The following is a 26,778-nucleotide window of genomic DNA, read 5'->3' on the forward strand; positions in this document are numbered from 1 at the left end:
AGCCGGAGCCCTGGCATGCGGGAGGGCTGTCACATGGTTTTTCCAGACAACCGGGTTAGGCTGGGGTATCTGCAGAGCAGCATTGCTCGTATACCGTCGGCTGGGAAGTCGAAGAAACCCCCGAGGGCCGCATGAGCACAACTGCACAACCAGCTGCACCGAAGACCCGCACCAATTCCGTCGTCAGCACCTATTCAGGGCTGCTGAAGGCTGTTCGTGAGGAAGGGCTGCTGAAGCGGCGCCGCTCCTTCTACATCACGACGTTTGTTTTTCTCTGTGCCGGCCTTGTTGCCGCCGGAACCGGGTTCTTCCTTATTGGCGAGAGCTGGTTCCAACTGCTGATCGCCGCTGCGCTGGGCGTGCTGCTGACACAGATGGCGTTCATTGCCCATGAGGCCGCGCACCGCCAGGTGTTCGAGTCCGGACCCGCGAACGACCGCGCCGGACGCTTCGTGGCCAACGCCGTCGTCGGCATCAGTTACCAGTGGTGGATGAACAAGCACAGCCGGCACCATGCCAACCCCAACACGGTGGGCAAGGATCCGGACATCGACATGGACACCATCTCGTTCCTGCCGGAGCAGGCCGCACGGCAAAAGGGCTTCATGGCTTGGTTTGCCCGCCGCCAGGGCTGGCTGTTCTTCCCGCTGCTGACGCTCGAGGGGATCAACCTGCACGCCACGTCCATCAAGCACCTGTTCGCCAACAAGCAGGTCAAGGGCCGCTTCACCGAGCTGTCCATGGTGTTCCTGCGCCTGGGCCTGTACGTCGCAGCGGTGTTCTTCTTCCTGCCGGTCGGAATGGCCTTCGCCTTCATCGGCGTCCAGCTCGCCGTCTTCGGCGTGTACATGGGTGCTTCCTTCGCCCCGAACCACAAGGGCATGCCGATCATCCCCAAGGACTCCAAGGTGGACTTCCTCTCCCGCCAGGTCCTGACCTCGCGGAACATCAAGGGCACAGGCATGAACACGCTCATGGGAGGACTCAACTACCAGATTGAGCACCACCTGTTCCCGAATATGCCCCGGCCGCACCTGGCCCGCGCCTCGGAGATCGTCAAGGACTACTGTGCCGAGCACAAGATTCCCTACACGGAAACCACGCTGACGCAGTCCTACGGCATTGTGGTCCGTTACCTCAACGAGGTTGGCCTCTCGGCCCGGGATCCGTTCGACTGCCCCATGACTGCCCAGCGCCGCCTGTAAGCAGCACCGCCTGTAAGCAGTACCGCCGCAAGAAGCCGGCAGCACCGTTCCGACGGTGCTGCCGGCTTTTTGCTGTCCCGGCGGGTGTATCTGACACACTGGAGACATGTTGCCGACACCTTCAGACTCACCGTCCGCCCAGACCCGACCCGTCAAGGAACAGGCCAGCCACATCGGCATGCGGCTTGAAGATTCCCTGCACACCTACCGGGAGGGCCGGGCCCGGAAACGCGGTGAAGTGCAGACCATGCTGCCCTTCACCGGCTACGGCACCACTGAATGGGTCCGGGTGCTGGGCCGGGTGATCCTCGCAAAGCCCGGCCAGGCCGTGTCCGGTGGGAACTCCGCCGGCGCCCAGGTCATCCGGGACGGCATCCGCGGGTGGCGCAACTTCATGAGCCCGCCCATCAACAGCGCAAAAGTGACCGTGGAGATTGGTGACGACAGCTATTCGGTGACGGCGGACCGCGGCGGTGTTGTCGACGTGGTCATCCCCGCGCAGCTGGCTCCCGGCTGGACTTCCGTCACGCTCCGCTCGGAAGACTCCGAGGCCGCCGTCGCACCCGTGTACATCGTGGATCCCGCTGCTACCGTGGGGGTGGTCTCAGACATAGACGACACCGTCATGGTGACCGCGCTGCCGCGTCCCTTCCTGGCCGCTTGGAACACCTTCGTGCTGGATGAGCATGCCCGGACCCCGACACCCGGCATGGCCGTGATGATGGACCGCCTGGCCCGGGAGAATCCCGGCAGCCCCGTCCTGTACCTGTCCACCGGCGCCTGGAACGTGGCGGCGACGCTGACCCGCTTCATCACCCGCAACCTCTATCCGGCCGGGCCGCTGCTGCTGACCGATTGGGGCCCCACCCGGGACCGCTGGTTCCGCAGCGGCCCCGAGCACAAGAAGACGCAGCTGGAGCGCCTGGCGAAGGAATTTCCGCACATCAAGTGGCTGCTGATCGGCGACAACGGGCAGCACGACGAAGCCATCTACGCGGCCTTCGCCAAGCAGCATCCGGAAAACGTGCGGGCCGTCGCCATCCGGCAGCTCTCGGCCGGTGAGGCTGTCCTCGCCGGCGGCCGCTCCACTTCACGGGCGGGGGAGGCGCCGTCGGACATTCCGTGGATCTATGCGCCCGACGGCGCGGGGATGGCGCGGCAGCTTACGGAACTGGGCATTCTGCCCGCCGCCGGCTAGTTACTGGTGCTCCTCTTCGGCCCGGATCGTGCGCAGGATCCGGCGCATGCTCATGGCTAGCGAAGCGGTCACGTCCACCGGGCTGTCCGGGGAGGCGGCAGTGTTCATCTCGATCTGCAGCCGCCGGACGGCGTCCCGCGCCTGAGTGTGTTCCTCGCTGTCCGCATCCCAGGTTTCCACCGCCTCTCCGCAGGCCGTCATGGCCTCGGAGAGCGGTTCTGCCAGCTCGGCCGGAACCGGCATGTCTTGCGGACTGGTCCAGATGGCGGTGGCGAGGACCTCGGTCATGTCCTCCACATACAGCGTCACCCGTTCCATGGCCCGCAGGGCCTCGTAATCCGCGCTGAGGTCGCGCCCGTGGCGGCGGCGGCGGGGATTGCCGCGGTGGCTGGTCTCGGCCAGCTGGACCGACTCCCGCACCTCCTTGCTGAATGCGATGAGCTCGGTCCGGCGGTTGGACCATGCCTCGTGCTCGGGCGGCCAGGTTTCGGAGATGGCGGCGCCCATCTCCTTGAGCTGGCGGGCCAGGGACAGCCGCAGGGACTTCAAGCCGTTGACTGCGCCGCTGAGGTGCAGCGGAGGGAAGATGGCGGCGTTCACGGTCAGTCCCACCGCCACTCCCACAAGCATTTGCACCGCGTAGCCCGTGGAATAACCGTCCGGGTCGTCTCCGCCCATCACCAGCACAAAGAGGGCCGCCATGGGCAGGTACTCCCGCCCCGCACCGAGCTTGGGGATGCCGGCAAGCAGCACGCCCACCCCAACAATCAGCGCAATGGTCCACACCGAGGGGCCGCCGAACAGCAGGGCGATGAGGGCCAGTGCCATTCCGACCACCAGCCCGATCAGGGTCTGGAACCCGGCCTTCGCCGAGCCGAACACCGTCGGATACATGCTGACCAGCGCACCCAGCGGTGCGTAATACGGATACTGGGCAGCGACGCCGGGCACGAGGGGGGCCAGCGTCCACGCGATACCGACGGCCAGGGCAGCCTTGACGGCCAACTGAATGCGCGTGTAGTGCAGCATGCCCCTGACCTGGCCGGCGACGGACGACAGGGACGGGCGCAGCAGCCTTCCGGTCTTGCGAAAGAGATTATCCGTCGTGGTAGGCATCATCCCAGTATTACCGCAGCGTGCGGCCGGACGCGATTATGGTAGCCACGGTCACACCGCCGCCGCGGTGCCGCAGCGGCCGGCGGAGGGAGCCGCCGGCTCAGGGGACGGCAGCGGTCCGGGGCGCGATGCTCTGGGTCCGCAGAACCTCGGCCAGCTGGTCGAGGAAGAGCCGGACCTGCGGGTTCTCCCGTTCGTTGATGACCAGGGCGAAAATGCTGCGGGCCAACCGGATCTCCGGCACATCCAGGAGGACGACGCCGTCGTGCCGGTTGAGCATGGCCAATTCCGGAACCAGCGCGGCACCGACACCGGCGGCGGCCATTTCCAGGCTCGCATTGAAGTCGTCACAGTACGCAGCGACCCGGGGGTGGAGGTTGCAGCCGGCGAACAGCCGTTCGATGACCAGCGCATCCGGAGTGCCCGGGTGGTGCATGATCCAGGGCATGTCCGAGAGCTGTTCGGCGGAAATCCCCGATCCCTCCCGGATGCCCCAGGATCGGGGGAGGACAACCCGGAAGTCGTCGTCGCCCAGCCATTGGCGGCTGATCGTGGACGGCCACGCCAGTCCGCCCTGTCCCACCTGGTAGATAAGGGCGACGTCGAGTTCACCGCCGGTGCGCAGTCCCTGGATGGTCTGGCCCGGTTCCGCGACGGAGATCTTCAGATTGATGCCCAGGTCCTGCCAGCCCGGGGAGCCGACCAGCCGGGGGAGGGCGAAGGTGGCCAAGCTGGGAAAGATGCCCAGGCGCAGCTCCTGGCTGGTGCCGGCCTCGACCCGGGCGGTGGCCGCCATCAGGGCGTCCATGTCGGTGAGGACCTTGGCGGCGTGCCGGGCCATGACGACGGCGGCTTCCGTGGGCGCGGCTGTGCGGGCGGAGCGTTCAAACAGATGGGCGCCGGTGGCCCGCTCCAGGGCTGACATCTGCTGGGAGACCGCCGAAGCCGTGTAGCCCAGCCGGAGGGCCGCGGCCGCGAAGGAGCCTGCCCGGATGACCTCCAGGAGGGTCTTGAGGTGGATCGGGTTTATCACTGGTGCCGCCTTCCGCGGCGGATTGATATTCCGCCGTCGACCACTTTATCCGGTTGTGCTCCGGAGGCGGTTTGGAGGACGGCGGCGGGCGGGCCGCGGGTCTGCGCGGACCCGATGCGCAGCCGGCGGCGGCGACACGCCCAGCATTCGCGACACGCCTCCGAAATTGTGGCCTTGCCGACCCTTCACGGGGTGTGTGTTCGTTCTGCACAGCCTGTGGAGAACTCGGCTCGACCTGCGGGAATCCACGGAATTTTTCGGCCTGCCCTGTGCATTAACTGTGGACGAGGGCATCTCCTAATGACATACTTGTAATACATCATCTTGGGGTTCCCGTTGCGGCTGTGCACTAGATGTAGTGTCTGGATGTAGTATCAAGGGACAGACTTCAAGGCTTCACAAGGGGAGACCAACCATGACCGTTACGGTTTACACCAAACCCTCCTGCGTTCAGTGCAACGCTACTTACCGGGCGCTGGACAAGAAGGGCATCACGTACCAGATCGTGGATATGTCCCAGGATGCAGAGGCCCTGGAACGGGTCCGCGCGCTGGGTTACATGCAGGCTCCCGTCGTCGTCACCGAGCAGGATTCCTGGTCCGGTTTCCGCCCGGACAAGATCGACGCGCTTGCGCAGGCTTCGGTGTCCTCGGTCGCCTAAACAGGTTTCCGCAGCACCGCACCACACCCGTAATACCGCACCGTCAGGAGCGCAGGAACCATGACACTGGGGATAGCACACCGCTCCGGGATAACCCCGGATCCGGAATCCGCAGCAGACGCGCAGCCCGTCACCGACGCGCCCCTGATTTTCTTTTCATCGGCATCGGGGTACACCGGCCGGTTTGTCGAAAAACTGGACACGCCGGCGGGAAAGATCCCGCTGCATACCTCCGAACCCACACTGCTGGCCCAGCGTCCGTACGTACTGTTGCTGCCCACTTACGGCGGGACCGCGGAACAGCCCGGCGCGGCAGCACGCGGCGCCGTCCCCAAACAGGTCATCAAGTTCCTGAACATCGAGCACAACCGTTCCCTGCTCCGGGGAGTGATCGGCGCCGGCAACACCAACTTCGGGGACTCCTACTGCCTCGCGGCAGACATCATCGCCGTGAAATGCAAAGTCCCCGTTTTATACAGATTTGAACTCATGGGCACGTCCGACGACGTCGCCAAAGTTAACAAAGGATTGGAAGAGTTTTGGACGCATCAGTCGCAGAAGCCGGCATGACGGACTCCAAGGAGCTGCCGGAGGCCTACAAGGACCTGGGCTACCACGAGCTCAACGCCATGCTGAACCTGTACGGCAAGAACGGAGAGATCCAGTTCGACGCCGACCGCGCTGCTGCGCGCCAGTACTTCCTCCAGCACGTCAACAACAACACCGTGTTCTTCCATGACCTGGAAGAGAAGCTGGAATACCTCGTCAAGAACGAGTACTACGAGAGTGAAACACTCGACCAGTACTCCATGGACTTCATCCGCGAGCTGTACCAGCGCGCCTACAAGAAGAAGTTCCGCTTCGAGACCTTCCTCGGTGCGTTCAAGTTCTACACCTCGTACACGCTGAAGACCTTTGACGGCAAGCGGTACCTGGAGCGCTACGAAGACCGTGTGTGCATGGTTGCCCTGCACCTGGCCCGCGGCGACGAGAAGCTGGCCATGCAGATGGTGGATGAAATCATCGGCGGCCGCTTCCAGCCGGCCACCCCCACCTTCCTGAATGCCGGCAAGGCCCAGCGCGGCGAGCTCGTTTCCTGCTTCCTGCTGCGCATCGAAGACAACATGGAGTCGATCGGCCGTTCCATCAACTCCGCGCTGCAGCTGTCCAAGCGCGGCGGCGGCGTTGCCTTCGCGCTGACGAACATCCGCGAGGTCGGCGCGCCGATCAAGCAGATCGAGAACCAGTCCTCCGGCGTCATCCCGGTGATGAAGCTTCTTGAGGATTCCTTCTCCTACGCCAACCAGCTCGGTGCCCGCCAGGGTGCCGGTGCCGTGTACCTGCACGCCCACCACCCGGACATCAACCGGTTCCTGGACACCAAGCGCGAAAACGCCGACGAGAAGATCCGCATCAAGACCCTCTCCCTCGGCGTCGTCGTTCCCGACATCACCTTTGAACTGGCCAAGCGCGACGAGGACATGTACCTGTTCTCCCCGTACGACGTCGAAAAGGTCTACGGCATGCCGTTCTCCGACATCTCGGTCACCGAGAAGTACTACGAGATGGTGGACGACGCGCGGATCAAGAAGACCAAGATCAAGGCCCGCGAGTTCTTCCAGACCCTCGCCGAGATCCAGTTCGAGTCCGGCTACCCGTACATCATGTTCGAGGACACGGTGAACCGGGAAAACCCGATCGAGGGCAAGATCATCATGTCCAACCTGTGCTCCGAGATCCTTCAGGTCTCCGAGCCCACCACGTACAACGATGACCTCTCCTACGCCGAAACCGGCAAGGACATCTCCTGCAACCTGGGTTCGCTGAACATCGCCAAGACGATGGACTCCCCGGACTTCGGCCGGACCATCGAGACCTCGATCCGCGCGCTGACCGCGGTGTCGGACATGAGCCACATCGGTTCCGTACCCTCCATCGCCAAGGGCAATGACGCTTCGCACGCCATCGGCCTGGGCCAGATGAACCTGCACGGCTACCTGGCGCGGGAGCGGGTGCACTACGGCTCCGAAGAAGGCATCGACTTCACGAACATCTACTTCTATTCGGTGGTCTACCACGCAGTGCGTGCGTCGAACCTGCTCTCGATTGAAACCGGCCGCAGGTTCGCCGGCTTCGACCGGTCCAAGTACGCCACCGGAGAGTTCTTCGACAAGTACGTCAATCAGGAATGGGTTCCCCAGACGCAGCGCGTCCGCGAGCTGTTCGACGGCATCCACATCCCCACCCAGGCTGACTGGGCGGCGCTGAAGGCTTCCGTCATGGAGCACGGCATCTACAACCAGAACCTGCAGGCTGTGCCGCCGACCGGCTCGATCTCCTACATCAACAACTCCACCTCCTCGATTCACCCGGTGGCCGCGAAGATCGAGATCCGCAAGGAAGGCAAGCTCGGCCGCGTGTACTACCCGGCGCCGTACCTGACGAACGACAACCTTGAGTACTACAAGGATGCCTACGAAATCGGCTACGAGAAGATCATCGACACCTACGCCGCTGCCACCCAGCACGTGGACCAGGGCCTGTCCCTGACGCTGTTCTTCAAGGACACCGCCACCACGCGCGACATCAACCGGGCGCAGATCTACGCATGGCGCAAGGGCATCAAGACCATCTACTACATCCGCCTGCGCCAGCTCGCGCTCGAGGGCACTGAGGTGGAAGGTTGCGTCAGCTGCATGTTGTGACGTTTCAATATGTCATTTCTGCATAACTCCTCGCACCCTTTCAAGACAAGGAATTACTTATGACCGAGAAGCTGAAGCTGCTCAGCCACGTTGAGGCGATCAACTGGAACAAGATCCAGGACGACAAGGACGTAGAAGTCTGGAACCGCCTGGTCAACAACTTCTGGCTGCCGGAAAAGGTGCCGCTGTCCAACGACGTCCAGTCCTGGAACACGCTCACTCCGGACGAGCAGCAGCTGACCATGCGCGTGTTCACCGGCCTGACGCTGCTGGACACCGTGCAGGCCACGGTCGGCGCCGTCTCGCTGATCCCCGATGCGATCACCCCGCACGAGGAAGCCGTCTACACGAACATCGCGTTCATGGAATCGGTGCACGCCAAGAGCTACTCCTCGATCTTCTCCACGCTGGCCTCCACCAAGGAGATCGACGAGGCTTTCCGCTGGTCCACCGAGAACGAGAACCTGCAGAAGAAAGCCCACATCGTCACCGATTACTACCGCGGCGACGATCCCCTGAAGCGCAAGGTGGCCTCCACCCTGCTGGAGTCCTTCCTCTTCTATTCGGGCTTCTACCTGCCGATGTACTGGTCCTCGCGGGCCAAGCTGACAAACACGGCCGACCTGATCCGCCTGATCATCCGTGACGAGGCCGTGCACGGCTACTACATCGGCTACAAGTTCCAGAAGGGCCTGGAAGGCGCTTCCGAGGAACGCAAGCAGGAAATGAAGGACTACACGTACGAGCTGCTCTTCGAGCTGTACGAAAACGAAGTCCAGTACACCCACGACCTGTACGACGGCGTCGGCCTGGCCGAGGACGTCAAGAAGTTCCTGCACTACAACGCCAACAAGGCGCTGATGAACCTGGGCTACGAGGCCATGTTCCCGTCAGCCCTGACGGACGTGAACCCGGCGATCCTGTCCGCGCTCTCCCCGAACGCTGACGAGAACCACGACTTCTTCTCCGGGTCCGGTTCCTCCTACGTGATCGGCAAGGCCGTGAACACGGAAGACGACGACTGGGACTTCTGACTTCCCGCTGAGTTTTCTGCTTTTGCCGCCGTCGCGGGCCTTCGGGTCCGTGGCGGCGGCAGCCGCATTTAAGGCAGGAAACGAAACCCTGCGGGGTTCCCTGGACCGGAGTCGGTGGATGGGCTCGTGGGGGAGGACCCGCCGGATCCCGCAACCGGTGCGGGTGTTGAGCTACATTGAGATCCCTGAAAGCAGTAACCACCGCTTCAGCTCTTGCACCGAACACTTCGAAGCATTCAGGCACTTACGAAAGTTGGACAATCCATGGTTTTCGAAAGACTGTCACTCTTGGCTGACGGCGGCACCGAAAACGGCGGTTATGTGACTCTGTGGATATCTTTTATTGCAGTGGCCCTGTTGGTCTTCGTGCTGATCAAAGCCTTCAAGCCCAAGAGGGCGGCCGGCGAGGAGGGCACGACCGCCGAGTCCGCCAAAAAGTGGACCATCACCGCTGAAGAGGTTGTTCTCACGCGGTTCAGGCCTACCAAATTCAAGGAAGGCTACGACCAGGATCAGGTTGATGATCTGCTTGACCGGGTAGTTCAAGAACTCCGGCGACTTCAGGAAGAAAACGAGAGTCTCGGGCTTACCAGGGCCAATCCTCGGCGCGGACCCGTTTCTGTTGGCGACCCGATTATTACTCCTGAACAACTAACGAGCCAGAAGTTCACTGCAACAAGACTCCGCGAAGGCTATTCGCAGGCCGATGTAGACGATTTCCTGGCCAAGGTTGTTGCGGGCCTTCGGGAGCGGATCGCGGAAAACAAGCGTCTCAAGGGTCAGTTTGCCGGAAACGGGCATTCCTAGAAAGACACTTCCCACACTTGCCGCAGCCGGTTACTCCGGAAGCATGCCCCGCAGTTTCGTCGTGGTGTTCCAGCTGCGGATGGTCATCGACTTGTAGAAGGGGGAAGCCGTGATGGCACTGAGTCTGCTCTTGGTCCGCTCGGCGCTCAGACGCTGGGAATAGATGACGCCGTCACCGGGCCAGACGGCGTCGACGCCTTCCCGCGGGTTGAAGGCGGTCATGGCCTCTCCGGCATCGATGCCCATCAGGAAGATGGCGTCGGAGTGGTATCTGGTTGGCTGCTCACCGAACCCCTCGGGTTTCTGCTCAACGACGGCCCGCAGCTGCCCGGGACTGAGGACCAGAACCTTGATGAGCTCGTCGTCGAGGGCGAAGTTGTCGATGAGGGCCGCTTCGATCCGGGGCCCGAGCACCTCGGGAGTATCGGCCGAAGTGAGCAGCACGTTGCCACTGGCAATGTAGGTGGACACCTGTTCGTAGCCCAAGTCCTCGAGATGCCCCTTCAACGCCTTCATCGGGACCTTGTTCCTACCGCCGACGTTGATGCCGCGCAGGAGGACCAAATACGGGCTCGGGTCCACGGCTGTCTCCATTCATTGGAGCCCCCTCCCGGGGCGGGCAGAAAGCGCAGTGCACTGCCCCGATTCGACCACATCGCCGACGCCCCCGGCAATGACAGCCCGCAAGGTTTGGTATTTCTGCACTTACGGGACCGGCGGCGATGATCCCTGATGCAACCGGTCGGTCGGCAGCGGGATCTCGATCGCCAGGGTCATGTCCGCGGATTTAGCGATCGCCCCGGCTACTGCCGGCGCCACGAGCACCCGGTCCCGGCGCACTTCCTGGATGAGCACCTGAACCTGCTGTCCATCGATGTCCAGCCACCAGGTCTCGACAAACATCCGCAGCCCGTCCAGCAGGCTTTCGGCCAGATCCAGCTCCGTGGGTTCGGCCCGCCGGCGGTGCAGCAGATCAAACGGCACGAACCCGCCGTCGGCCGTCATATGGATGTAGCCCACATGCTCGCCGTCCAGGTCCCGCAGATGGTCAAAGGTGTTTTCGGCGGGCATGGGCTGGGTCATGGGAGGACGCTAACACGACGACGACGGCGGGCGGCCGCAGCGGAGGCGGAGCAGCGGCCGGGGCTTAGCCCGCCGCTGCGCCGCCACCGGGTCAGTTAGTCGGCAACGCGGCTCCGCTGGTTGGTGTCCACGCCTGCCACAGCGCCGCCGTCGACCAGCAGGTCCACGCCGGTGATGAAGCTGGCATCGTGCCCGAGCAGGAACGCCGCGGCATTGGCGATGTCACCTGGGGTGCCCACCCGGCCGGTGCCGGATCCTTCGATCATGCCGCGCATGTGTGCGCCGGATTCACCGGCGAGCTCCTGCTGTCCCATCGGCGTGGAGATCACGCCGGGGCTGATGCTGTTCACGCGGGCACCGCGGGCGCCCCAGCGCAGGCTGGCGGACTGGACACGAAGCTGGTTGGCGCGCTTGGCCACGAGATAGGCGTAACCCGGGTTGTCGATCCCGGCAACGAACGGAATCAGGTGCAGATCATCCACCGGAACGGTGGCCAGGCTGGCGAGGACATCGGCGGGAATGCGGCCGCCCGACATGTAGGCGGACATGCTGGAAATGAAGACTCCGGCACCACCCGGGGCAATGACCTTCTCGAATTCCTCCAGCACCAGAGCGGTGCCGATCAGGTCGACGTTCCAGATCGCCTGCACCGGAGCCTGCACCGGGGAAACGCCGGCGGTGTGCACCACCTGGGTCACATGTCCCAGTTCCGCGGCGGTGGCAGCCAATGCCGCCACCGAATCGCGGGAGGAGACATCGACGGCCTGGGACACGACGTCGTACCCGTCACCCAGTGCGGTTGCGACCGTGGTTTCCAGGAGCGACTCGTTGAAGTCGGCCAGCAGCACCTTGCGGCCCGCACCCGACCGGCGAAGGACCGCCTGGCCCATTCCGCCCATACCGATAATTACCAATACTTCAGTTGCCATGACGCTCCAATTTCCAAGGGATCCGGGCAAGAATGACCCGGTATCTCCCCAGAATAGTCGGCTGCGTCATTAGCGGGCAGACCACTGGCGCCGAAGGTCCGCGCGCATCCGGCAAGCATACTGAGCACGCAGTCATCCTCGTCTCTGGGAACGGGATTACTGACCGGGCCGATATCCACAGTGGATCCAGAATGTTCGGATCTCCAGAATGTCCGGATCCAGAATGTTCGGATTCCCAATGTGAGGACCCGCAAAGCCACAACGTCCGCCATCCAAACAACGGCGTCTGTTCTTGTACAGAGTCTGGGGGATTCCGGCTGCTGCGCTCCTGCAACTACGGGACATTGCGGATCCTTGCAAGCCGCAGGTGCAAATTTATGCTTGCTTTTCATTGCATTTGGACCCGGCGTCAGCTAAAACGGGTATATAACGATTTACCTGCAAAATACTCGAGTTGGCTGGCCGGGCTGATGCTCTGAAATGTAGTGGCTTACGGTGTAAGAAGCGCACGGAACCCTCTATTCCGTGTTCGCCGTTAGGTCCCGAAGCCGTTCGTCCCGCATAAAGCAGTGCGAAAAGCCAATGGGGCTCCTAACATCCTGCGGAAACGCAGGAATCCACGACGTCATCCAGGAATATATGAAAACCACGACGCTTTCCACTGGTCTCACATCAGTAGCGCTGGCAGCTTTGCTGTCTATCACCTGTCTGGCAGGTCCGGCACAGGCCGCTGTCCCCGCCACGGGAACCGACAATCTCACCGACGGCATCAGCGAGGCTGAACAGGCCCGGATCATCGGCGAGGGCGGTGCGTCGATGGGGCAGGGCCTGCACCGGCTCAATGCCTCCGGCGATGCGCAAGTACCGGCGCCTGGCGAAGCCGGCACGCTTCCCGCGACGGGTGAAACGGTTGCGCCCGACGCCCAGTCTGTGCCCGAGGGCGGAGAAACCGCTGCCGCGGAACCCGATGCTTCTCCGGAGGCGGCAGCGGACCCGATGGCGGGAAACTGGCGGCCGGCGGGCATCCAGGGCATGGACGTGTCCAGCCACCAGGGAAATGTCGATTGGAACCACGCCTGGGCACAGGGATCACGGTTTGCCTACGCCAAGGCCACCGAGGGAACCACGTACAAGAACCCGAACTTCAACCAGCAGTACAGCGGGGCCTACGGTACGGGCATGGTTCGGGGCGCTTACCACTTCGCCCTGCCCAACGTCTCTTCCGGTGCGGTGCAGGCGAACTACTTCGTGGACAACGGCGGCGGCTGGTCCGCCGACGGAATGACGCTTCCGCCGCTCTTGGACATCGAGTACAACCCGTACGCGTCCCTGGGCAACACCTGCTTCAACATGAGCGCCAGCCAGATGGTCAACTGGATCCGGGACTTCTCCAACACGGTCAAGGCACGCACCGGCCGCGCCCCGATGATCTATACGACCACCGACTGGTGGGTGACCTGCACCGGCAACAGTGCTGCCTTCCGGGACAACCCGCTGCACATCGCCAGCTACAACCACGTCGGCGCCGGTGCGCTTCCTGCGAGCTGGAACGTTTACAGCTTGTGGCAGTACAGCAGCACGGGACCATTTGTTGGCGACTCGAACGTCTGGAACGGCAACGCTGCCGGACTGACAGCGTTCGCCCGCAACAGCGCGGCTCCGGCACCGGCGCCCGCCCCGGCTCCCGCTCCGGCCCCGGGGCCGTACCGGGACGTGGCAGCGAACAGCGAATTTGCCAAGGACATTGCCTGGGCGAAGAGTAAAGGCATCACCACCGGGTACCCGGATGGCACCTACCGGCCGCTGGACAATGTGAACCGCGATGCGATGGCTGCCTTCCTGTACCGCGTCTCCGAAAAGCCCGCCTATGTGGCACCGAAGGTTTCACGCTTCAGGGATGTTGCCACGAACAACCAGTTCTATAAGGAAATCCATTGGTTGGCGGCGAGCGGAGTGGCCACCGGGTGGAACGGGAACACCTATCAGCCGGGATCCGCCATCAACCGTGATGCGATGGCGGCATTCCTGTACCGTTTGGCGGGAAGCCCCAAATACACGGCGCCGAAGGTCTCCCGGTTCAAGGATGTCCCGGTCAGCAATATGTACTACAAGGAAATCAGTTGGCTCGCAGCCCAGGGAATTTCGACCGGTTGGACGGACGGAACCTTCCGTCCGCTCGAGCCCATTAAGCGCGACGCGATGGCGGCATTCCTGCACCGCTTTGACACCAAGTTCCCCTAATCCGGAACATTCGACGGCGGTAACACACCCGCGGGCGCGTTACCGCCGTCGAAAAGCCCTGCAGCGGGCGTGGCGTAATGAACGCCGAATCGGTCAGGCGGTGTTACAGACGCCTCTACGATTTAAGGCATGAATATTGAACTGCGGATTCCACCGAAGCTGGGACGGGAATTGGAATAACTGGCCGAGGATCAGGCAGTTTCGGTGGAGACCCTCATTATTAATGGAGCGCGGCTGCTCCTTGAACATCGAAACAGCCGCAGTCATTCGGCTTAGCAGGCGGTGCGGAGCGGGTCAGGCCGGACCAGAATCCTCAGCCGTAAATCGTCGAAAGGTTACAAAATGCGGCACGGAAAGACTTTTAGGCCCCCGGTGCAGGTTATTAAGCGGGTATCCGCTCCAATACGGTTAAGCTACTTGCAATCATGAAGAAAAACACTGCATTCCGGACTGTTGCCGTCCGTGCCACCTGCGCCCTTGTCCTTGCTTCCCTCTCCATTCCGGGAGCAGCTGCGGCAGCTGATCCGCGCGCGGGGATACCGGCTGTTTCCACGGTTGAGGACATTCCCGAGACTCCGCCGGTTATGCCTGACACCCCTCGGCCCGACCCCGCAGCGCTTTCACCGGAGGCTGCCGAAGCGGCAGTGAAAGCGGCCGCGGAGGATGCTGCCCTGGGCACCGGCTCCGCTGTGCTGCCGGAGGGCATGGAACCCGGAGCGGCGACGGCACCTGATGCGTCGGCTCCTGATGCGACCGCCGACTCGGTGCGGAGCGACAAGTTTGCCGGCCAGGTGTTTGATCTGATGAACGCCAAGCGCAGGGCTTCCGGAGTGCCTGCCCTGACCTGGAACCAGGGAATTGCCGATGTGTCCCAGGGGTGGGCGAATCACCTGAGGGTGGCCACGGCCGATCCGAACTTCGACTGGGCCGGAATTCACCGGGCGGACGCCGGCAGTTCGCTGATTCCCAAGGGCGCCAATTGGTACGGTGAGATCATCGCCTTCAATTTTTCCGCTGGACAGGTGGTGGACTGGTGGATGAATTCTCCGGCGCACCGTGCGGCCATGCTGGATTCCCGGGAAACGCACGCTGGTATCGGCTACGTGGTGCCGACAAGCGGGCCGTACAAGGGCTGGCACCTGGTGGTGTCCAATCTGGCCGGCTACCCGAAAACCGCCAAACCGGCAGTGGTTTCCCCGTTCGCAGACTTGGTGGGCGGACAGCAGTTCCTTGCCGACATGAACTGGATGTATAACAAGGGAATTTCCACCGGCTGGGCAGAGGGAAACGGCACCAGGACCTATCGGCCGCTCCAGTCCATCAGCCGGGAGGCAATGGCCGCCTTTATGTACCGGCTGAAGGGGTCGCCGGCGTACACTCCGCCGAAAAAGTCGCCCTTTGTCGACGTTTCCACCTCCAACCCGTACTACAAGGAAATCTCCTGGCTTGCTGCCACGAAGATATCCACGGGCTGGAAGCAGAAGAACGGTGCGGTGTTCCGCCCCCACGACCCGGTGAGCCGTGACGCAATGGCTGCCTTCCTCTACCGGCTGGCCGGTTCACCGAAGTACACAGCGCCGAAGAAGTCACCCTTTGCCGACGTCGCCACGTCGAACCAGTTCTATAGGCAGATCTCCTGGCTGGCCGCCAGCGGAGTCTCCACCGGCTGGGGCATGGGGAACGGCAAAACGGAGTACCGGCCCGGCGGAAAGGTGGCCAGGGATGCGATGGCGGCCTTCATGAAACGCTGGGCGGCTTAGCCGGCGGCTGCAGCGGCTAGCCTGTCCGAGAGCGCCATGAAACGCTGGGCGGCTTAGCCGGCGGCTGCAGCGGCTAGCCTGTCCGAGAGCGCCATGAAGCTCTGGTCGATCCGCTGCTCCCCGGGATGGGCGTCGTACCAGCTGAGGATTTCGGCCGCACCCTGCGCGAAAGGGATGCGGGCGGAGTAGCCGGGCACCAGCGACTTGATCTTTGAGTTGTCGAAAATGACGGAGTGGGACTTGTCGCCCAGCAGGCCAGGTCCGCGGCCCGGGTCGTGGGCGGCAATGGTCTCGGAGGCGACGTGGACCAGCTGCGGTTCGGGCACGCCCGCGGCTGCTGCCAATACGCGGTACACCTCGTTCCAGGGCAGGAACTCATCCGAGGTAATGGTGTAACTCTCACCCACCGCTGCGGCGCGGCCGAGCAGCCCGGTGAAGGCCCTCGCGAAATCGCGGCTGTGCGTCAGCGTCCACAGCGAGGTGCCGTCCCCGTGCACCAGCACCGGAAGCCCGGCCCGCATCCGGTGCAGGTCCGTCCAGCCGCCCATCACGGGAATCATGGTGCGGTCATAGGTGTGGGACGGCCGGACCACGGTTCCCGGAAAACCCTCGTCCCGGTAGGCGGAGACCAGGAGGTCTTCGCAGGCAATTTTGTCACGGGAGTACTGCCAGAACGGGTTGCGCAGGGGAGTGGATTCCAGAATCGGCAGCCGGGCAGGCGGCTTTTGATAGGCCGAGGCCGAACTGATGAACACGTACTGGCCGGTGCGGCCGCGGAACAGCTTCATTCCGGCGGCCAGCTGTTCGGGAACAAACGAGATGAAGTCGGCGACGGCGTCGAACTCGCGGCCCCGCAGGACCTTTGACGAGGCCCGCGCATCACGGATGTCGGCGTGCAGGACTTCCACGCCGGCGGGCACAGGACGGGTGGCGGAGGTCCCGCGGTTCAGCAGCGTGACCCGGTGTCCCAGCTCGCACGCCTGCTCGGCGACGGCCGCACTGATAACTCCGGTTCCGCCGATGAGAAGAATATCCACGTGCGCTCCCTGACTATACGTAAGAGCCGCAGCAGCGGCGCCGGCGCGGCTTGGAGGTTTTCTCCGCAGGCCCAGTCTGCAGCACAATTCCGATTCTGTCCCGGGGACGGCGCAGCTTCAGTTCGTGACGCGTTACGGAGCCTGCCGGCCGGGCCCGGCGTCCGCTCCGGCAGCAGGCTGGGCGGAAGGATCGCCTGTCCGCTCGCCGAGTCCGGTTTTCCGGGCCCCGTTGGAGCGCCTGCTCACGGCCGATGCCCAGACCCAGGTGGCCCGCCGGATCCCGGCGTCGGTCCACAGTACCTGCACGGCTTTGGCGTTCCAGGTGCAGGCTTCGCCCTTTACCCGCTCAGCGGCGCTGGGAAACCGGATCCAGGCCCAGACGGGAATCCCCGGCACCGAAGTGGTGGCGGGGTGGTGCTCAAAGTCCAGCTCTTCCGGGGTAAGTTCAAGCGGCTCCGAACGCCGGGCATAGCGGGCAGCGAGCCGTGTCGCCGCGTCCTGGTCCATGCTTAAAAGTAGAACATATATTCGAATCAACGGATGTCCTGGCGTAATCCGTTCCGGCAGGCACAATGGGAGGATGTGTGGACGTTACGTAATGGCCAAGGCAACATCGGACCTGGTGGCAGCCTTCAATGCTGACCAGGCGGTGGGGGAGGACCTCGCGCCGTCCTGGAACGTGGCCCCCACCGACAACGTGCGCATTGTCACCGAGCGCGCCCGTCACCGCCCCGCCGACGACGACGCAGGCCGCGGCGGCGGGCATGAAGACGGCGGCGGGGACACGGTCCGCCGGCTGGCCACGGCAAAGTGGGGTTTGGTGCCGGTATGGGCCAAGGATGCCAAAATCGGTGCACGAATGATCAACGCCCGCCGGGAGACCGTGCTGGAGAAGCCGGCATTCCGGAAGGCTGCGGTGAAGCGCCGGGCACTGGTTCCGGCGGACGGCTACTACGAATGGGAAAAATCCGGCTCCGCCAAAATTCCCACGTACCTGTATTCGCCGGCGCAGGATCCGCTGGCGTTTGCCGGACTGTACGAGTTCTGGCCCGATCCGTCGCTGCCCGAGGACCATGAACACAAATGGCTGGTCAGCTTCACCATCATCACCACCGAGGCCAGCGATGCACTGGGACACATCCATGACCGTACGCCGCTGATCGTTCCGCCGGACTTGTACACCGACTGGCTGGACCCGCGCCTGACGGAGACGGCCGAAGTCCAACAGCTGCTGGACGCCATGCCTGAGCCGGTGCTGACCCCTCGCGTGGTGTCCTCCGAGGTGAACTCTGTCCGCAACAACGGCCCCCAGCTGGTCCTTCCGGCCGAAGACTGAACCGGGCCTCACGGGGCTCCCGGCGGGCTACCAGGCATAGTCCTCCGGCGCGGTGCGGTGGCCCGGAAAAATGGTGTCGAGCCGGGTGAGGATCCCGGATTCCAGCTCTGTGTCCAGCGCCGTCAGGGCGTCGTCGAGCTGCGCCTGGATCCGCGGACCCACGATTGGTGCGGTGACCGCCGGCTGGTGCAGCAGCCAGGCCAGGGCGAGGATGCCCGGGGCCAGGCCCAGCTCATCGGCGAAGTCCTCATACTGCTGCAATGCGTCCCGGTGAGTCTCCAGGGCCTGCTTGGCGCGGCCCTCGGTGCGCCGTCCGCCCTGCTCCGCCTTCTTCAGCACACCTCCCAGCAGACCGCCCTCCAGCGGCGACCAGGGCAGCAGTCCCAGCCCGTACTGTTGCGCGGCGGGAATAACCTCCAGCTCGACGGTGCGGCTGATCAGGTTATAAATGGACTGCTCACTGACCAGGCCGTTGAAGTTGCGGCGCTGCGCCGCCTCCTGGGCGCGGGCAATGTGCCAGCCGGCAAAGTTCGAGCTGCCGTTGTAGATGATTTTGCCCTGCTGCACCGCCACTTCCATGGCCTGCCAGATCTCGTCCCACGGTGTGTTCCGGTCGATGTGGTGGAACTGGTAGAGATCGATGTAGTCAGTTTGCAGCCGCTGAAGGCTCGCATCCAGCGCCCGGCGGATGTTCAGGGCGGACAGGAAGGTGTCGTTGGGGCGCTCGCTCATCGAGCCGTACAGCTTGGTGGCCAGCACGGTGTCCTCCCGCCGTCCGCCGCCCCTGGCGAACCACCGGCCGACAATCTCCTCGGTCCAGCCCTTGTTCTCCCCCCAGCCGTACACATTGGCGGTGTCAAAAAAATTGATGCCCGACGCGCGCGCGGAGTCCATGATCGCGTGCGCGTCGGCCTCGTCGGTTTTGGGTCCGAAATTCATGGTGCCCAGGCACAGGCGGGAGACGCTGAGGCCGGAACGGCCCAAGTGGGTGTACTGCATGGAAGTCCTCGCTCGGAGTAGGAGACGGCGGCCAGCCCTCCACGCCGGTTCACCGGCCGGAGGCGCACGAAAGCGCAGATCGCAGGACCCATTCTGCGCGGTTTCGGAGCCTGCGGCTAGATGGGCAATCCCCGGGGACGGGCTTCCAGCCGGGCAGCAGAGCCGGCAGCAGATGGAAGGCCGCAACGCTCGGCCGGGTAGCATCGAAGGTGCGAAATGCACCCACGGGAGACAGCCCAGCAACCATCCCGCCGCCAAGATCCAAGGAATCCATGCCGTTGAACAAGAAATCACTCATAAACGACGGGTTCACCGGATTCCGGCCCATCTCGGACCTCGACATCAACCGAATTCCGCAGCGCCAGGGAATCTTCGCCGTGTTGCGGCCCGAGGGCTTCGAGCCGCGGTTCCTCGCGCAAAGCACGGCCGGAACGTTCAAGAAGAAGAAACCGTCCCTGCCGCGGGCTGCGCTGGAAGCCGAGTGGGTCGCCGACGCGGACGTCCTGTTCATCGGCAAGGCCAGCCCCGGCAGCAAGGGCAACCGCGGGCTCCGCCGCCAGATCTCCGAATTTGTGGACTTTGGCAACGGAAAGCCGCCGGGACACTGGGACGGCCGGTTGATCTGGCAGCTGGCGGACGCCGAGGACCTCCTCGTGGCCTGGCGGGAGTTGCCGGCGGAAACGGTCAATGCTGCCCACGCCGAGTTCCACGCGGAATTCGGCCGGGTGCACGGCAGATTGCCGTTCGCCAATCTTGTCCCGCCCCGCGCCTAGGACCGATTCGGCAGTCCGGCGGCAACCAGCCGGCAGCCCCGCGGACGGTTCCGGAGAGGCCTGCTGTAGCCTGAGATCCAAAACCTGGAAACTCCAAGGAGGGCACCTCTGTGGCCGAGTCGTATTACCGCGCCCTGGGCGAGGAGAGTTTTGAATCCAGCATCCACACCCAGGGTGCGTGGAACGAGCATGAGCAGCACATGGCTCCGGTCTCGGGTGTCCTCGCCCATGCGCTGCAGAACTGCAGCCCCCGCCAGGACATGCGCCTGGCCAGAATCAGCTATGACATTTTCGGTGTCATCCCCCGCGGAGTTTTCGATGTGCGAACCAAGATCCTGCGCCCGGGCCGCACCATCGAACTCCTCGAGGCCGAGCTGATCGCCGGCGGGCGGACCGCGGTGCGGGCCACGGCCTGGCGGCTGGCCCGGGGGGCCACGGCGGAAGTGGCGGCCCTGGAGGACACCCGGATGCCCGGCCCGGACGGCTTGGCGGAGCCCCGGGGAATGACGCAGTGGCCGGGGGATTTCATCGGCTCGCTGGACTTCCGCGCGGTCGAGGGGCTTCGCCCGGGCCGCGGGCAGGTCTGGGTGCGGACCCCGTACGACATGGTGGAAGGCGCTCCGGCCAACGACCTCGTCCGGCTGGTGGGTCTCGTGGACGTCGCCAACGGCGTTGCGGCACGGGTACCTCCCGGCGGTGACAGCTACATGTTCCCCAACGTCGACCTGCAGATCCACCTCCACCGCGAGCCCCGGGGCGAATGGCTTGGACTGGACACCCGGGTCACGTTCGGCACCGACGGAATCGGCCTGACCTCCTCAGTGCTGCACGACGTCGAAGGCCCCTTCGGCCGCAGCGAGCAGATCCTGACGGTCCGCCGGCTCGGCCCGCAGGCCTAGGGCACGCGATGCCGCAGGAAGCCCCCCGCGCATCAGCCGGCGGACCATCCGCCGGCAGCGACGGCCAGGTTCCCCTCGCCGTCGTGCGCCAAACCCGCACCCTGGGTGCCGCAGAAGACCTGGACTTTGCGCTGGCCATGCTGGCTGCCGCCCGCACGGGAACGCTGGGACCCACGCTGCGGCTGTACCGCCCGCAGCCCACGGTGGCCCTGGGCCAGCGCGATGCCCGGCTTCCCGGGTTCGACGCCGCCGCGGAGGCCTGCCGGCAGCAGGGCTTTGCGCCGCTGGTCCGCAAGGCCGGCGGACGGGCTGCGGCCTACCATCAGGGGTGCCTGGTCGTGGACCATGTGGAACCCGGAACCGATGCCGTGGCGGGTTCGCGGGCGCGGTTCGCGGCCTTCGGCGAGCTGTTTGCCTCGGCCCTGCGCCGGGTTGGCGTCAACGCCGCGGTGGGGGAAATTCCCGGCGAGTACTGTCCGGGGGAGTTCACTGTCCACGGCACCGCTGACTCCGGCCGGAAGCTCAAACTCGTGGGCACCGCCCAGCGGGTGGTTTCCGGCGCCTGGCTCTTTTCGTCGGTGCTGGTGGTGCAGGACGCCGAACCGCTGCGCCGGGTCCTGACCAGCTGTTACTCCGCCCTGGGGCTGGACTGGAACCCGGAAACGGCCGGCGCCGCGGAAGACGCCGGCAGTGTTTCCCGAAAAAACAGCATTTCCGGAGCCGGCAGTGTTTCCCTGGACACAGTCGAAGCGGCACTGATTGAGGCCTATGGCGCCTACGCGCCGCTTGCCTCCGCGGATTTCGACGCTCTGGCAGCTTCCCTGGACCGCAGCGGCGCCACTGGGCAAAATACAGTCCGGCTGCCTCAGCCTGCGCGTCGATCGGTGAGCTCAGCTGTCGATCAGTAAGCTTGGTGATGGCTCTGCACACCGCCGGACGAAGGAAGACCATTGGCCAAGACCACCATTGAAAACACCATTGAAAACACCGCCCTGCGGCTGAAGGCCGTTCTGGAGGTCCTTGCCGCGGAGGATCCCGCCGCCCAGCGGCGCATCAGCCGCGGCGAAGTCCTCGCCGCGGCCATGACCCGGGTGCCGCTGGAGGGCCGGGAGTCCGAGACCCTTGCCAGCGGGGCCGCCCGCGGAGAACGCGCGCTGTCCAACGCCACCACCAAGCTGGTCAAGGCCGGGTGGATCACGAAGGAAGGCAGGGCCGGCTGGAGCATTACGCCCGCCGGACGCCAGGCGCTGGAGGATTTCCCGGAAACCGCCGACCTGCTCGGCGCCATGGACGGCACGGCTCCGCCGGTTGCCAACACTTCCGCAGCGGCTGCCGAGGCCGTCGTCGAAGAGGCGCTGGAGGCGGCTGTGGTGGTGCCTGAGATTCCGCAGGAGCAGCACGGCGCCCGTGCCCACGAGGACGGAGAGCAGCCCGGGCCCACCTTCCCGCAGCCGGACGCCGTCGTCGTCGCCGGAACCCTGGGCAAAGCCCTGGGCGGAGCGGACTGGGACCCGGCTGGAAGCGAGCTGCAGCTTATCTTCGACCGCAGCGATGAACTGTGGAAGCTCACGGCAGAACTTCCCGCCGGCCACTATGAGTTCAAGGTGGCACTGAACGGTTCCTGGGACGAGAACTACGGCAGGGACGGGCACCGGGACGGGGCTAACCTCGACGTGGTGCACGACGGCGGACCGCTGACCTTCCTCTATGACCACGCCACGCACCTGGTGATTCCCAAGCAGGACGTCAACAGCTAAGCGGGCGTCCGCGTGGCCGGCCCGGCGCTAACGGTCCGCCGCCTCCGGGGTCAGGCCGTGCCGGGCCAGGAAGCCCAGCACCGTTTCGGCCACAATCCGCCAGCCGTGGTCAACCACCAGGGAATGCCCGCTGCCCTCAATCTCCACGTACTCCGTGGGCGACGCCGCCGAGCGGTAGCGCCGCGCGGCCGCCCGGACCACCGATGCCGGCACCACCCGGTCGGCGCCGGCGCCGGCGAGGAGCAGCGGACCCCGGGCCGCTGCCGTGTCGACCCTCACCGGGGTGCGCGGATTGAGGTTGGCCGCCGCTGCCTGGAACAGTGGCCGGCCCGGCGCCGGCATCACGCAGGTGGCATGCAGGTCATTGGACTCACGTTCGGTGACCGCGTTGGCGAAGGTTTTGCGGAAGTGCTGCGGGGACTGGCGGAGAATGCGGTACCGGTTCAGCGGGTTCCACAGCACCGGCAACGCGGTTCTCAGCTGGCCCGGCGACAGCCGCCGGACCCCTCGGAACTGGGCCGGCGCGATGGCTGCGGCACCGGCGGCCGATCCCCGGGCGAGCAGCTGCTGCGCCAGCAGCCCGCCGAAGGCGTGCCCCACCAGCACCGGAGGCCGCGGCAGCCCGCTGATGACATCCTCAAAGTGGGTGAGGGCCTCCCGCATTCCGGTTCCGGCCATCGGGTCCGGAAACGCGTTGGCGGCCGGCAGGGCCTCGGGCTCGCCCGGCCAGCCGGGGGCCACCGGCTCGTAGCCGCGCTCCCGGAAGAGCTCCAGCCACGGATCCCAGCTGCTGGCATGCAGCCACAGCCCGTGGATGAACACCACGGGGAGGCGGTCTACGGACTGCACGGAATCGAAATCGGTGGACGGGTAGGGGGACCGCAGGCTCCCGACAGGGGTCATGGTCAGTTGCTCCTCGTTTCGGGAAGTGATCCGGTCCCGCCGGCACGATCTGGTGGCCAGTCTGCCATTTCAAACTCCCGGCGCGGAAGCCGTCACGGCGCATCAGATCACGGCGCATCAGATGACGGCCCGATCAGGCCGACCGGGTCCGTGAGGAAGCCGGCGGGCTCCCGCACCCACCACACGCCGTCGGCCCGGCGTTCCGCGGGAGTGGAAAACCGGTACCGGTACACCCGGGCCCGAATCCACCGCGGCGGGGTTCCGGCGAAGGGATCGGTGCGCAGCAGGGCCAGGACCCTGCGGTCGCCCTCGAGCAGTTTCTGCAGCAGCACCGGAAACCAGGAACCGCCCGCGGCACCCAAAGCCAGGAACCACATCAGCCAGTCCAGCCGCAGATGGTACGGCGCGAATTGGCGCGGCCGCCGGGACGGATTTCCGGGCTTGCCCTTGAACCCGTATTCCAGCCAGCGGGCGTCCGGGCCAGGCTCATCCAGCGTCCCTTCGAGCACCACCTCGTTCCGCGACCGGGTGATGCTGCCGAACGCACCGTAGGCATTGGACAGATGCCAGCGGTTGAAACTCGCGTTCATCAGCTGGTTGCTGCTGAACAGGTTCCGCAGCGGCTCCCAGGCCCAGTAGAGCATCAGTGCCGTCACCGCCAGCACGACGACGGCGAACCACACCGGCGTCGCCGCGGGATCCGGCGCTGCAAAGCCGGCCCAGGGCAGCACCGCCTGCACAGTTGAATCGGCGACCGCGCTGAACGTGATCAAAATGGTCAGGACGTTCAGCCAGGCGAAATTTCCGGAGAGCACCAGCCAGCACTGCGTGAAAATCACCACCGCAGCGGCAATCCCGGCGACCGGCTGCGGGAAGAACAGGAAGAACGGCACCACCAGCTGGGCAAAATGGTTTCCGAGCACTTCGGCCCTGTGCAGCGGTTTCGGCAGGTGGTGGAAGTACCAGCTGGCCGGGTTGGGCATCGGCTGGGTCTCGTGGTGGTAGTACAGCGCCGTAAGATCCCGCCAGACGCGGTCGCCTCGCATCTTGATCAGCCCCGCACCGAATTCCAGCCGGAACACCAGCCAGCGGAAGAGGAAGAGCACGGCCACCGGGGGAGCCATCTCGGTGGAGCCCAGGAATGCCGCCAGGAAGCCGGCCTCAAGCAGCAGCGACTCCCAGCCGAAGGCGTAAAACGTCTGGCCGACGTTCACAATCGACAGATACAGGAACCAGATCAGCAGAAAGGCCGCCATCGGCTGCCAGGGCGGACCGGACTGGGGAAGGCCGGCGACCAGCAGGGCGGCGACGGCGGCGCCGGACCAGGCAACGGCAAGCAGGAACCGGTCCGAGTAATGCCGGCGGAAGAGGGTGGGAATGCCCCGTCCGGCGGTGCCCTTGATCCGGGCCAGGTACCGCGGGGCGGGCAGCAGGCCGTGCTCACCCAGCAGCGCCGGGAACTGGTTGGCGGCCGAGATGAAGGCGAGCAGGTAGACGGCGGCGATGCCGCGCTGCAGCACCTGCCGCGCAAATTCGTATCCCTCGGCATTGAAAAGCTCCATCGCATCCCAACCGTAGCGCCGGAGGTCCTAGGCTGGGACCGGTGGCGGAAAACTCCTCAGCTCTCCCCGGGAGGTGCCGGAATGGATGGATCGCACATCCTGGCCCTCGTCGTCGCCCACCCCGATGACGACGCGTACGGACTGGCCGGAACCGTGGCGCTGCACGAACACGATCCGGAGTTCCGCTTCATCCTGGTCCACGCGACCGACGGCGGCGCCGGGCAGATCGATCCCGCCTATCCGCCGGTGAACGAACCGCTCGGGCTGATCCGCCGGCGTGAGATGGACGCCGCGTGGACGGCCCACGGCAGGCCGCCGGACCGCCACGAATGGCTGGACTACGACGACGGCGCGGTCGGCCGGGTTCCCTTCGGGGAACTGGTGGAGCGGATCGGCGGCATCCTGGCGCAGGAGCGGCCCGACGTCGTCGCCACCTTCGGACCCGACGGGCTCACCGGGCATCCGGACCACATCGCAGTCGGCGCGGCCACCGATGCCGCGTTTTTTCGTCTGTGCGGCGACGGCGGGCCGGGGCTGCAGCGCCTGCTGCACGGCGGCGTCCGCCGCTCCACCTGGGAGCGCTGGAACCGCGCCCGGGTCCGGCGCGGGCTGGAACCCTGGGACGAGGACAGGGTCTATGACATTCATCCGGTTCCGGACGAGCTGATTGGCATGGAAGTGGACGTGGGCAGCGTGGCGCACCGGATCGTGGCGGGGCTGATGGAGCACCGGACCCAGCGGCACGTGGTTTCCCCCGGGGTACCCCCGGACTCGGAAGAGGATGCCGCCTGGTCCCGTTCCGTCTCCGTGGAGCCGCTGGTCATCGCCTGGCCACAGCGGCAGCCCGGGGCAGCGGTACTGGGTGATGTGTTTGAGGGGCTGGAATGAAGCAGCCGTCTCAGAACCGGAAGAAGGAATCGATTTCCTGTTTGGTGTCGTCCACGTAAACGTCAGTTCGTTCGTCGAAAAACGACACCCGGTCCTTCAGTTGCGTGGAGTCGGGCAGCACCTTCTCATAGGACCAGGCCAGGTCCGCGCCCTGTGGCTGGCCCGTGACCGACCAATAGGAAGCGGTGCCCTTGTACGGGCAGACGGTGTGTTTCAGTGACGCGCTCAGGGCGTCCCAGTCCACGTCGTCCCGCGGATAATAGGTGCGCACCGGAAGCATGGTCTCGTAAACGAACAGCGGTTCCCGGGTTTCCGCCAGCAGCTGCCCGCCCAGATGCACGCGCACTGCCCGCGACGAGGCCCGGGCGTCCACCCGGTGGAACGGATCGCGGGGATGTCCCTCAATCACCTGGTCCTCTTCCAGCCACCGGTCAAAGGCATAGAAGTCCAGCAGGACGTGGCCGGCCAGATCCGGATCGGCGGCCCGGAACGCGGCGCCGGGCAGCTCGTGCGCTCCCGCCCGCAGGTCCAGGGGCTGCCCCGGCGTCGTATGCGCGGCGAAAGGATAGCGCGGATCCATCGGGGCTCCCGGCGGTACGCCGGCCAGCGGATCATCGGCCCCGGGAAGGGCAGCAGTCAGGTCCGCGGCGATGTCCTGCGCGGGTACGGCATAGATCGGGGTGACCCGCCGAGGCTCGTACACCAGGAACGCGTTGCCGGAATCGACTACCGTGTTGTCGCCGAGCTGGGCCCGGATGCGCCGCGGCGTGGGTTCGAAACGCAGCTGCGGGATGAACTTCCAGAATGCGGAACTGATCTGCAGTGCCATGACTCCAGTGTCTGGCGGCCCCG

26 protein-coding genes and 1 pseudogene are annotated in these 26,778 nt (G+C 65.0%); 16 read left to right on the forward strand and 11 right to left on the reverse strand.

Annotation, left to right across the window (positions count from 1 at the left end; translation table 11 throughout):
• Positions 1 to 131 precede the first annotated feature (131 nt).
• Positions 132 to 1,205 (forward strand): fatty acid desaturase family protein, encoded by a 1,074-nt coding sequence (locus QNN99_RS05680; RefSeq protein WP_229965438.1) that lies wholly within the window; start codon positions 132 to 134, stop codon positions 1,203 to 1,205.
• A gap of 106 nt (positions 1,206 to 1,311) precedes the next feature.
• The gene (locus tag QNN99_RS05685) at positions 1,312 to 2,403 is read left to right on the forward strand and encodes an App1 family protein phosphatidate phosphatase (protein ID WP_229965439.1); all 1,092 of its coding nucleotides are present in this window, start codon (positions 1,312 to 1,314) and stop codon (positions 2,401 to 2,403) included.
• Here QNN99_RS05685 and QNN99_RS05690 read toward each other — a convergent pair whose 3' ends face one another.
• Positions 2,404 to 3,519, reverse strand: coding sequence for an FUSC family protein (locus tag QNN99_RS05690; RefSeq protein WP_229965440.1), 1,116 nt, complete (start codon positions 3,517 to 3,519; stop codon positions 2,404 to 2,406).
• 100 nt (positions 3,520 to 3,619) lie between these two features.
• Complete coding sequence (locus QNN99_RS05695) at positions 3,620 to 4,552, reverse strand: LysR family transcriptional regulator (protein ID WP_229965441.1); 933 nt, start codon at positions 4,550 to 4,552, stop codon at positions 3,620 to 3,622.
• 415 nt (positions 4,553 to 4,967) lie between these two features.
• Here QNN99_RS05695 and nrdH point away from each other — a divergent pair, with 415 nt between their 5' ends.
• The 6 genes and pseudogenes from nrdH to QNN99_RS05725 all read left to right on the forward strand — a co-directional run bounded on the left by nrdH (position 4,968) and on the right by QNN99_RS05725 (position 9,759).
• Complete coding sequence (nrdH, locus tag QNN99_RS05700; protein ID WP_229965442.1) at positions 4,968 to 5,213, forward strand: glutaredoxin-like protein NrdH; 246 nt, start codon at positions 4,968 to 4,970, stop codon at positions 5,211 to 5,213.
• Positions 5,214 to 5,273: 60 nt separating this feature from the next.
• Entirely contained in the window at positions 5,274 to 5,783 is a 510-nt protein-coding gene (gene nrdI, locus QNN99_RS05705) for a class Ib ribonucleoside-diphosphate reductase assembly flavoprotein NrdI (protein WP_229965443.1), read from the forward strand.
• Positions 5,780 to 7,918 carry a class 1b ribonucleoside-diphosphate reductase subunit alpha gene (nrdE, locus tag QNN99_RS05710; RefSeq protein WP_229965444.1) on the forward strand — a complete coding sequence of 713 codons (2,139 nt, stop codon included), beginning with the start codon at positions 5,780 to 5,782 and terminating at the stop codon, positions 7,916 to 7,918. Before nrdI ends, nrdE begins: the two co-directional genes overlap by 4 nt.
• A 59-nt stretch (positions 7,919 to 7,977) precedes the next feature.
• On the forward strand, positions 7,978 to 8,952 hold the full coding sequence (gene nrdF, locus QNN99_RS05715) for a class 1b ribonucleoside-diphosphate reductase subunit beta (RefSeq protein WP_229965445.1): 975 nt from the start codon (positions 7,978 to 7,980) through the stop codon (positions 8,950 to 8,952).
• Positions 8,953 to 9,396: 444 nt separating this feature from the next.
• Positions 9,397 to 9,534: pseudogene (locus QNN99_RS05720) on the forward strand (DivIVA domain-containing protein); the annotation flags it as partial.
• A gap of 54 nt (positions 9,535 to 9,588) precedes the next feature.
• The gene (locus QNN99_RS05725) at positions 9,589 to 9,759 is read left to right on the forward strand and encodes a DivIVA domain-containing protein (RefSeq protein ID WP_229965776.1); all 171 of its coding nucleotides are present in this window, start codon (positions 9,589 to 9,591) and stop codon (positions 9,757 to 9,759) included.
• A 30-nt stretch (positions 9,760 to 9,789) separates the two neighbouring features.
• Here the strand turns inward: QNN99_RS05725 and QNN99_RS05730 are convergent, their stop codons facing one another.
• From QNN99_RS05730 to QNN99_RS05740, 3 genes are all read right to left on the reverse strand, one after another.
• Positions 9,790 to 10,341 (reverse strand): DUF1697 domain-containing protein, encoded by a 552-nt coding sequence (locus QNN99_RS05730; RefSeq protein WP_229965446.1) that lies wholly within the window; start codon positions 10,339 to 10,341, stop codon positions 9,790 to 9,792.
• Positions 10,342 to 10,464: 123 nt separating this feature from the next.
• Positions 10,465 to 10,842, reverse strand: a complete 378-nt coding sequence (locus QNN99_RS05735; protein WP_229965447.1) for a serine/threonine protein phosphatase — start codon at positions 10,840 to 10,842, stop codon at positions 10,465 to 10,467.
• Between the two features lie 95 nt (positions 10,843 to 10,937).
• Complete coding sequence (locus QNN99_RS05740) at positions 10,938 to 11,771, reverse strand: SDR family oxidoreductase (protein ID WP_229965448.1); 834 nt, start codon at positions 11,769 to 11,771, stop codon at positions 10,938 to 10,940.
• 639 nt (positions 11,772 to 12,410) lie between these two features.
• Here QNN99_RS05740 and QNN99_RS05745 point away from each other — a divergent pair.
• Complete coding sequence (locus tag QNN99_RS05745; RefSeq protein ID WP_229965449.1) at positions 12,411 to 14,012, forward strand: GH25 family lysozyme; 1,602 nt, start codon at positions 12,411 to 12,413, stop codon at positions 14,010 to 14,012.
• Positions 14,013 to 14,437: 425 nt separating this feature from the next.
• Positions 14,438 to 15,772 (forward strand): CAP and S-layer homology domain-containing protein, encoded by a 1,335-nt coding sequence (locus QNN99_RS05750; protein ID WP_229965450.1) that lies wholly within the window; start codon positions 14,438 to 14,440, stop codon positions 15,770 to 15,772.
• Between the two features lie 53 nt (positions 15,773 to 15,825).
• Here the strand turns inward: QNN99_RS05750 and QNN99_RS05755 are convergent, their stop codons facing one another.
• Together QNN99_RS05755 and QNN99_RS05760 are read right to left on the reverse strand one after the other, a co-directional pair.
• Entirely contained in the window at positions 15,826 to 16,809 is a 984-nt protein-coding gene (locus tag QNN99_RS05755) for an NAD-dependent epimerase/dehydratase family protein (RefSeq protein ID WP_229965451.1), read from the reverse strand.
• Between the two features lie 132 nt (positions 16,810 to 16,941).
• Positions 16,942 to 17,316 carry a hypothetical protein gene (locus QNN99_RS05760; RefSeq protein ID WP_229965452.1) on the reverse strand — a complete coding sequence of 125 codons (375 nt, stop codon included), beginning with the start codon at positions 17,314 to 17,316 and terminating at the stop codon, positions 16,942 to 16,944.
• Between the two features lie 73 nt (positions 17,317 to 17,389).
• Between QNN99_RS05760 and QNN99_RS05765 the strand changes: the two genes are divergently transcribed.
• Positions 17,390 to 18,145 (forward strand): SOS response-associated peptidase, encoded by a 756-nt coding sequence (locus tag QNN99_RS05765; protein ID WP_269439159.1) that lies wholly within the window; start codon positions 17,390 to 17,392, stop codon positions 18,143 to 18,145.
• Between the two features lie 27 nt (positions 18,146 to 18,172).
• On the opposite strand, the gene QNN99_RS05770 is transcribed toward QNN99_RS05765, so the two are convergent.
• Positions 18,173 to 19,144, reverse strand: coding sequence for an aldo/keto reductase (locus tag QNN99_RS05770; RefSeq protein WP_229965454.1), 972 nt, complete (start codon positions 19,142 to 19,144; stop codon positions 18,173 to 18,175).
• Positions 19,145 to 19,416: 272 nt separating this feature from the next.
• Here QNN99_RS05770 and QNN99_RS05775 point away from each other — a divergent pair, with 272 nt between their 5' ends.
• The 4 genes from QNN99_RS05775 to QNN99_RS05790 all read left to right on the forward strand — a co-directional run bounded on the left by QNN99_RS05775 (position 19,417) and on the right by QNN99_RS05790 (position 22,573).
• Positions 19,417 to 19,917, forward strand: a complete 501-nt coding sequence (locus QNN99_RS05775) for a hypothetical protein (protein ID WP_229965455.1) — start codon at positions 19,417 to 19,419, stop codon at positions 19,915 to 19,917.
• Positions 19,918 to 20,027: 110 nt separating this feature from the next.
• Positions 20,028 to 20,816, forward strand: coding sequence for a thioesterase family protein (locus tag QNN99_RS05780; protein ID WP_229965456.1), 789 nt, complete (start codon positions 20,028 to 20,030; stop codon positions 20,814 to 20,816).
• 8 nt (positions 20,817 to 20,824) lie between these two features.
• Entirely contained in the window at positions 20,825 to 21,724 is a 900-nt protein-coding gene (locus QNN99_RS05785; RefSeq protein WP_229965457.1) for a lipoate--protein ligase family protein, read from the forward strand.
• Between the two features lie 42 nt (positions 21,725 to 21,766).
• The gene (locus QNN99_RS05790; RefSeq protein WP_229965458.1) at positions 21,767 to 22,573 is read left to right on the forward strand and encodes a pullulanase X25 domain-containing protein; all 807 of its coding nucleotides are present in this window, start codon (positions 21,767 to 21,769) and stop codon (positions 22,571 to 22,573) included.
• Positions 22,574 to 22,600: 27 nt separating this feature from the next.
• Here QNN99_RS05790 and QNN99_RS05795 read toward each other — a convergent pair whose 3' ends face one another.
• Both QNN99_RS05795 and QNN99_RS05800 read right to left on the reverse strand, forming a co-directional pair.
• Positions 22,601 to 23,476 carry an alpha/beta hydrolase gene (locus QNN99_RS05795; RefSeq protein ID WP_229965459.1) on the reverse strand — a complete coding sequence of 292 codons (876 nt, stop codon included), beginning with the start codon at positions 23,474 to 23,476 and terminating at the stop codon, positions 22,601 to 22,603.
• Between the two features lie 107 nt (positions 23,477 to 23,583).
• A complete protein-coding gene (locus tag QNN99_RS05800) occupies positions 23,584 to 25,038 on the reverse strand; it encodes a lipase maturation factor family protein (RefSeq protein ID WP_229965460.1) in 1,455 nt (484 codons plus the stop codon).
• An 81-nt stretch (positions 25,039 to 25,119) separates the two neighbouring features.
• On the opposite strand from QNN99_RS05800, the gene QNN99_RS05805 reads away from it, so the two are divergent.
• A complete protein-coding gene (locus QNN99_RS05805; protein WP_229965461.1) occupies positions 25,120 to 25,926 on the forward strand; it encodes a PIG-L deacetylase family protein in 807 nt (268 codons plus the stop codon).
• A gap of 10 nt (positions 25,927 to 25,936) precedes the next feature.
• On the opposite strand, the gene QNN99_RS05810 is transcribed toward QNN99_RS05805, so the two are convergent.
• Positions 25,937 to 26,755: a DUF427 domain-containing protein gene (locus QNN99_RS05810; RefSeq protein ID WP_229965462.1), complete on the reverse strand. Its 819-nt coding sequence runs from the start codon at positions 26,753 to 26,755 to the stop codon at positions 25,937 to 25,939.
• Positions 26,756 to 26,778: the final 23 nt, after the last annotated feature.

This window comes from Arthrobacter sp. zg.Y820 (assembly GCF_030125555.1).
Taxonomy (GTDB): Bacteria; Actinomycetota; Actinomycetes; order Actinomycetales; family Micrococcaceae; genus Arthrobacter_B.

Bases quoted from the DNA above. Each gene is read 5' to 3' on its own strand.
- QNN99_RS05680 (WP_229965438.1), top strand. From the start codon at position 132: ATGAGCACAACTGCACAACCAGCTGCACCGAAGACCCGCACCAATTCC.
- QNN99_RS05685 (WP_229965439.1), top strand. From the start codon at position 1,312: ATGTTGCCGACACCTTCAGACTCACCGTCCGCCCAGACCCGACCCGTC.
- QNN99_RS05690 (WP_229965440.1), bottom strand. From the start codon at position 3,519: ATGCCTACCACGACGGATAATCTCTTTCGCAAGACCGGAAGGCTGCTG.
- nrdH (WP_229965442.1), top strand. From the start codon at position 4,968: ATGACCGTTACGGTTTACACCAAACCCTCCTGCGTTCAGTGCAACGCT.
- nrdI (WP_229965443.1), top strand. From the start codon at position 5,274: ATGACACTGGGGATAGCACACCGCTCCGGGATAACCCCGGATCCGGAA.
- nrdE (WP_229965444.1), top strand. From the start codon at position 5,780: ATGACGGACTCCAAGGAGCTGCCGGAGGCCTACAAGGACCTGGGCTAC.
- nrdF (WP_229965445.1), top strand. From the start codon at position 7,978: ATGACCGAGAAGCTGAAGCTGCTCAGCCACGTTGAGGCGATCAACTGG.
- QNN99_RS05735 (WP_229965447.1), bottom strand. From the start codon at position 10,842: ATGACCCAGCCCATGCCCGCCGAAAACACCTTTGACCATCTGCGGGAC.
- QNN99_RS05740 (WP_229965448.1), bottom strand. From the start codon at position 11,771: ATGGCAACTGAAGTATTGGTAATTATCGGTATGGGCGGAATGGGCCAG.
- QNN99_RS05745 (WP_229965449.1), top strand. From the start codon at position 12,411: ATGAAAACCACGACGCTTTCCACTGGTCTCACATCAGTAGCGCTGGCA.
- QNN99_RS05750 (WP_229965450.1), top strand. From the start codon at position 14,438: ATGAAGAAAAACACTGCATTCCGGACTGTTGCCGTCCGTGCCACCTGC.
- QNN99_RS05760 (WP_229965452.1), bottom strand. From the start codon at position 17,316: ATGGACCAGGACGCGGCGACACGGCTCGCTGCCCGCTATGCCCGGCGT.
- QNN99_RS05765 (WP_269439159.1), top strand. From the start codon at position 17,390: ATGTGTGGACGTTACGTAATGGCCAAGGCAACATCGGACCTGGTGGCA.
- QNN99_RS05770 (WP_229965454.1), bottom strand. From the start codon at position 19,144: ATGCAGTACACCCACTTGGGCCGTTCCGGCCTCAGCGTCTCCCGCCTG.
- QNN99_RS05775 (WP_229965455.1), top strand. From the start codon at position 19,417: ATGCCGTTGAACAAGAAATCACTCATAAACGACGGGTTCACCGGATTC.
- QNN99_RS05785 (WP_229965457.1), top strand. From the start codon at position 20,825: ATGCCGCAGGAAGCCCCCCGCGCATCAGCCGGCGGACCATCCGCCGGC.
- QNN99_RS05795 (WP_229965459.1), bottom strand. From the start codon at position 23,476: ATGACCCCTGTCGGGAGCCTGCGGTCCCCCTACCCGTCCACCGATTTC.
- QNN99_RS05800 (WP_229965460.1), bottom strand. From the start codon at position 25,038: ATGGAGCTTTTCAATGCCGAGGGATACGAATTTGCGCGGCAGGTGCTG.
- QNN99_RS05805 (WP_229965461.1), top strand. From the start codon at position 25,120: ATGGATGGATCGCACATCCTGGCCCTCGTCGTCGCCCACCCCGATGAC.
- QNN99_RS05810 (WP_229965462.1), bottom strand. From the start codon at position 26,755: ATGGCACTGCAGATCAGTTCCGCATTCTGGAAGTTCATCCCGCAGCTG.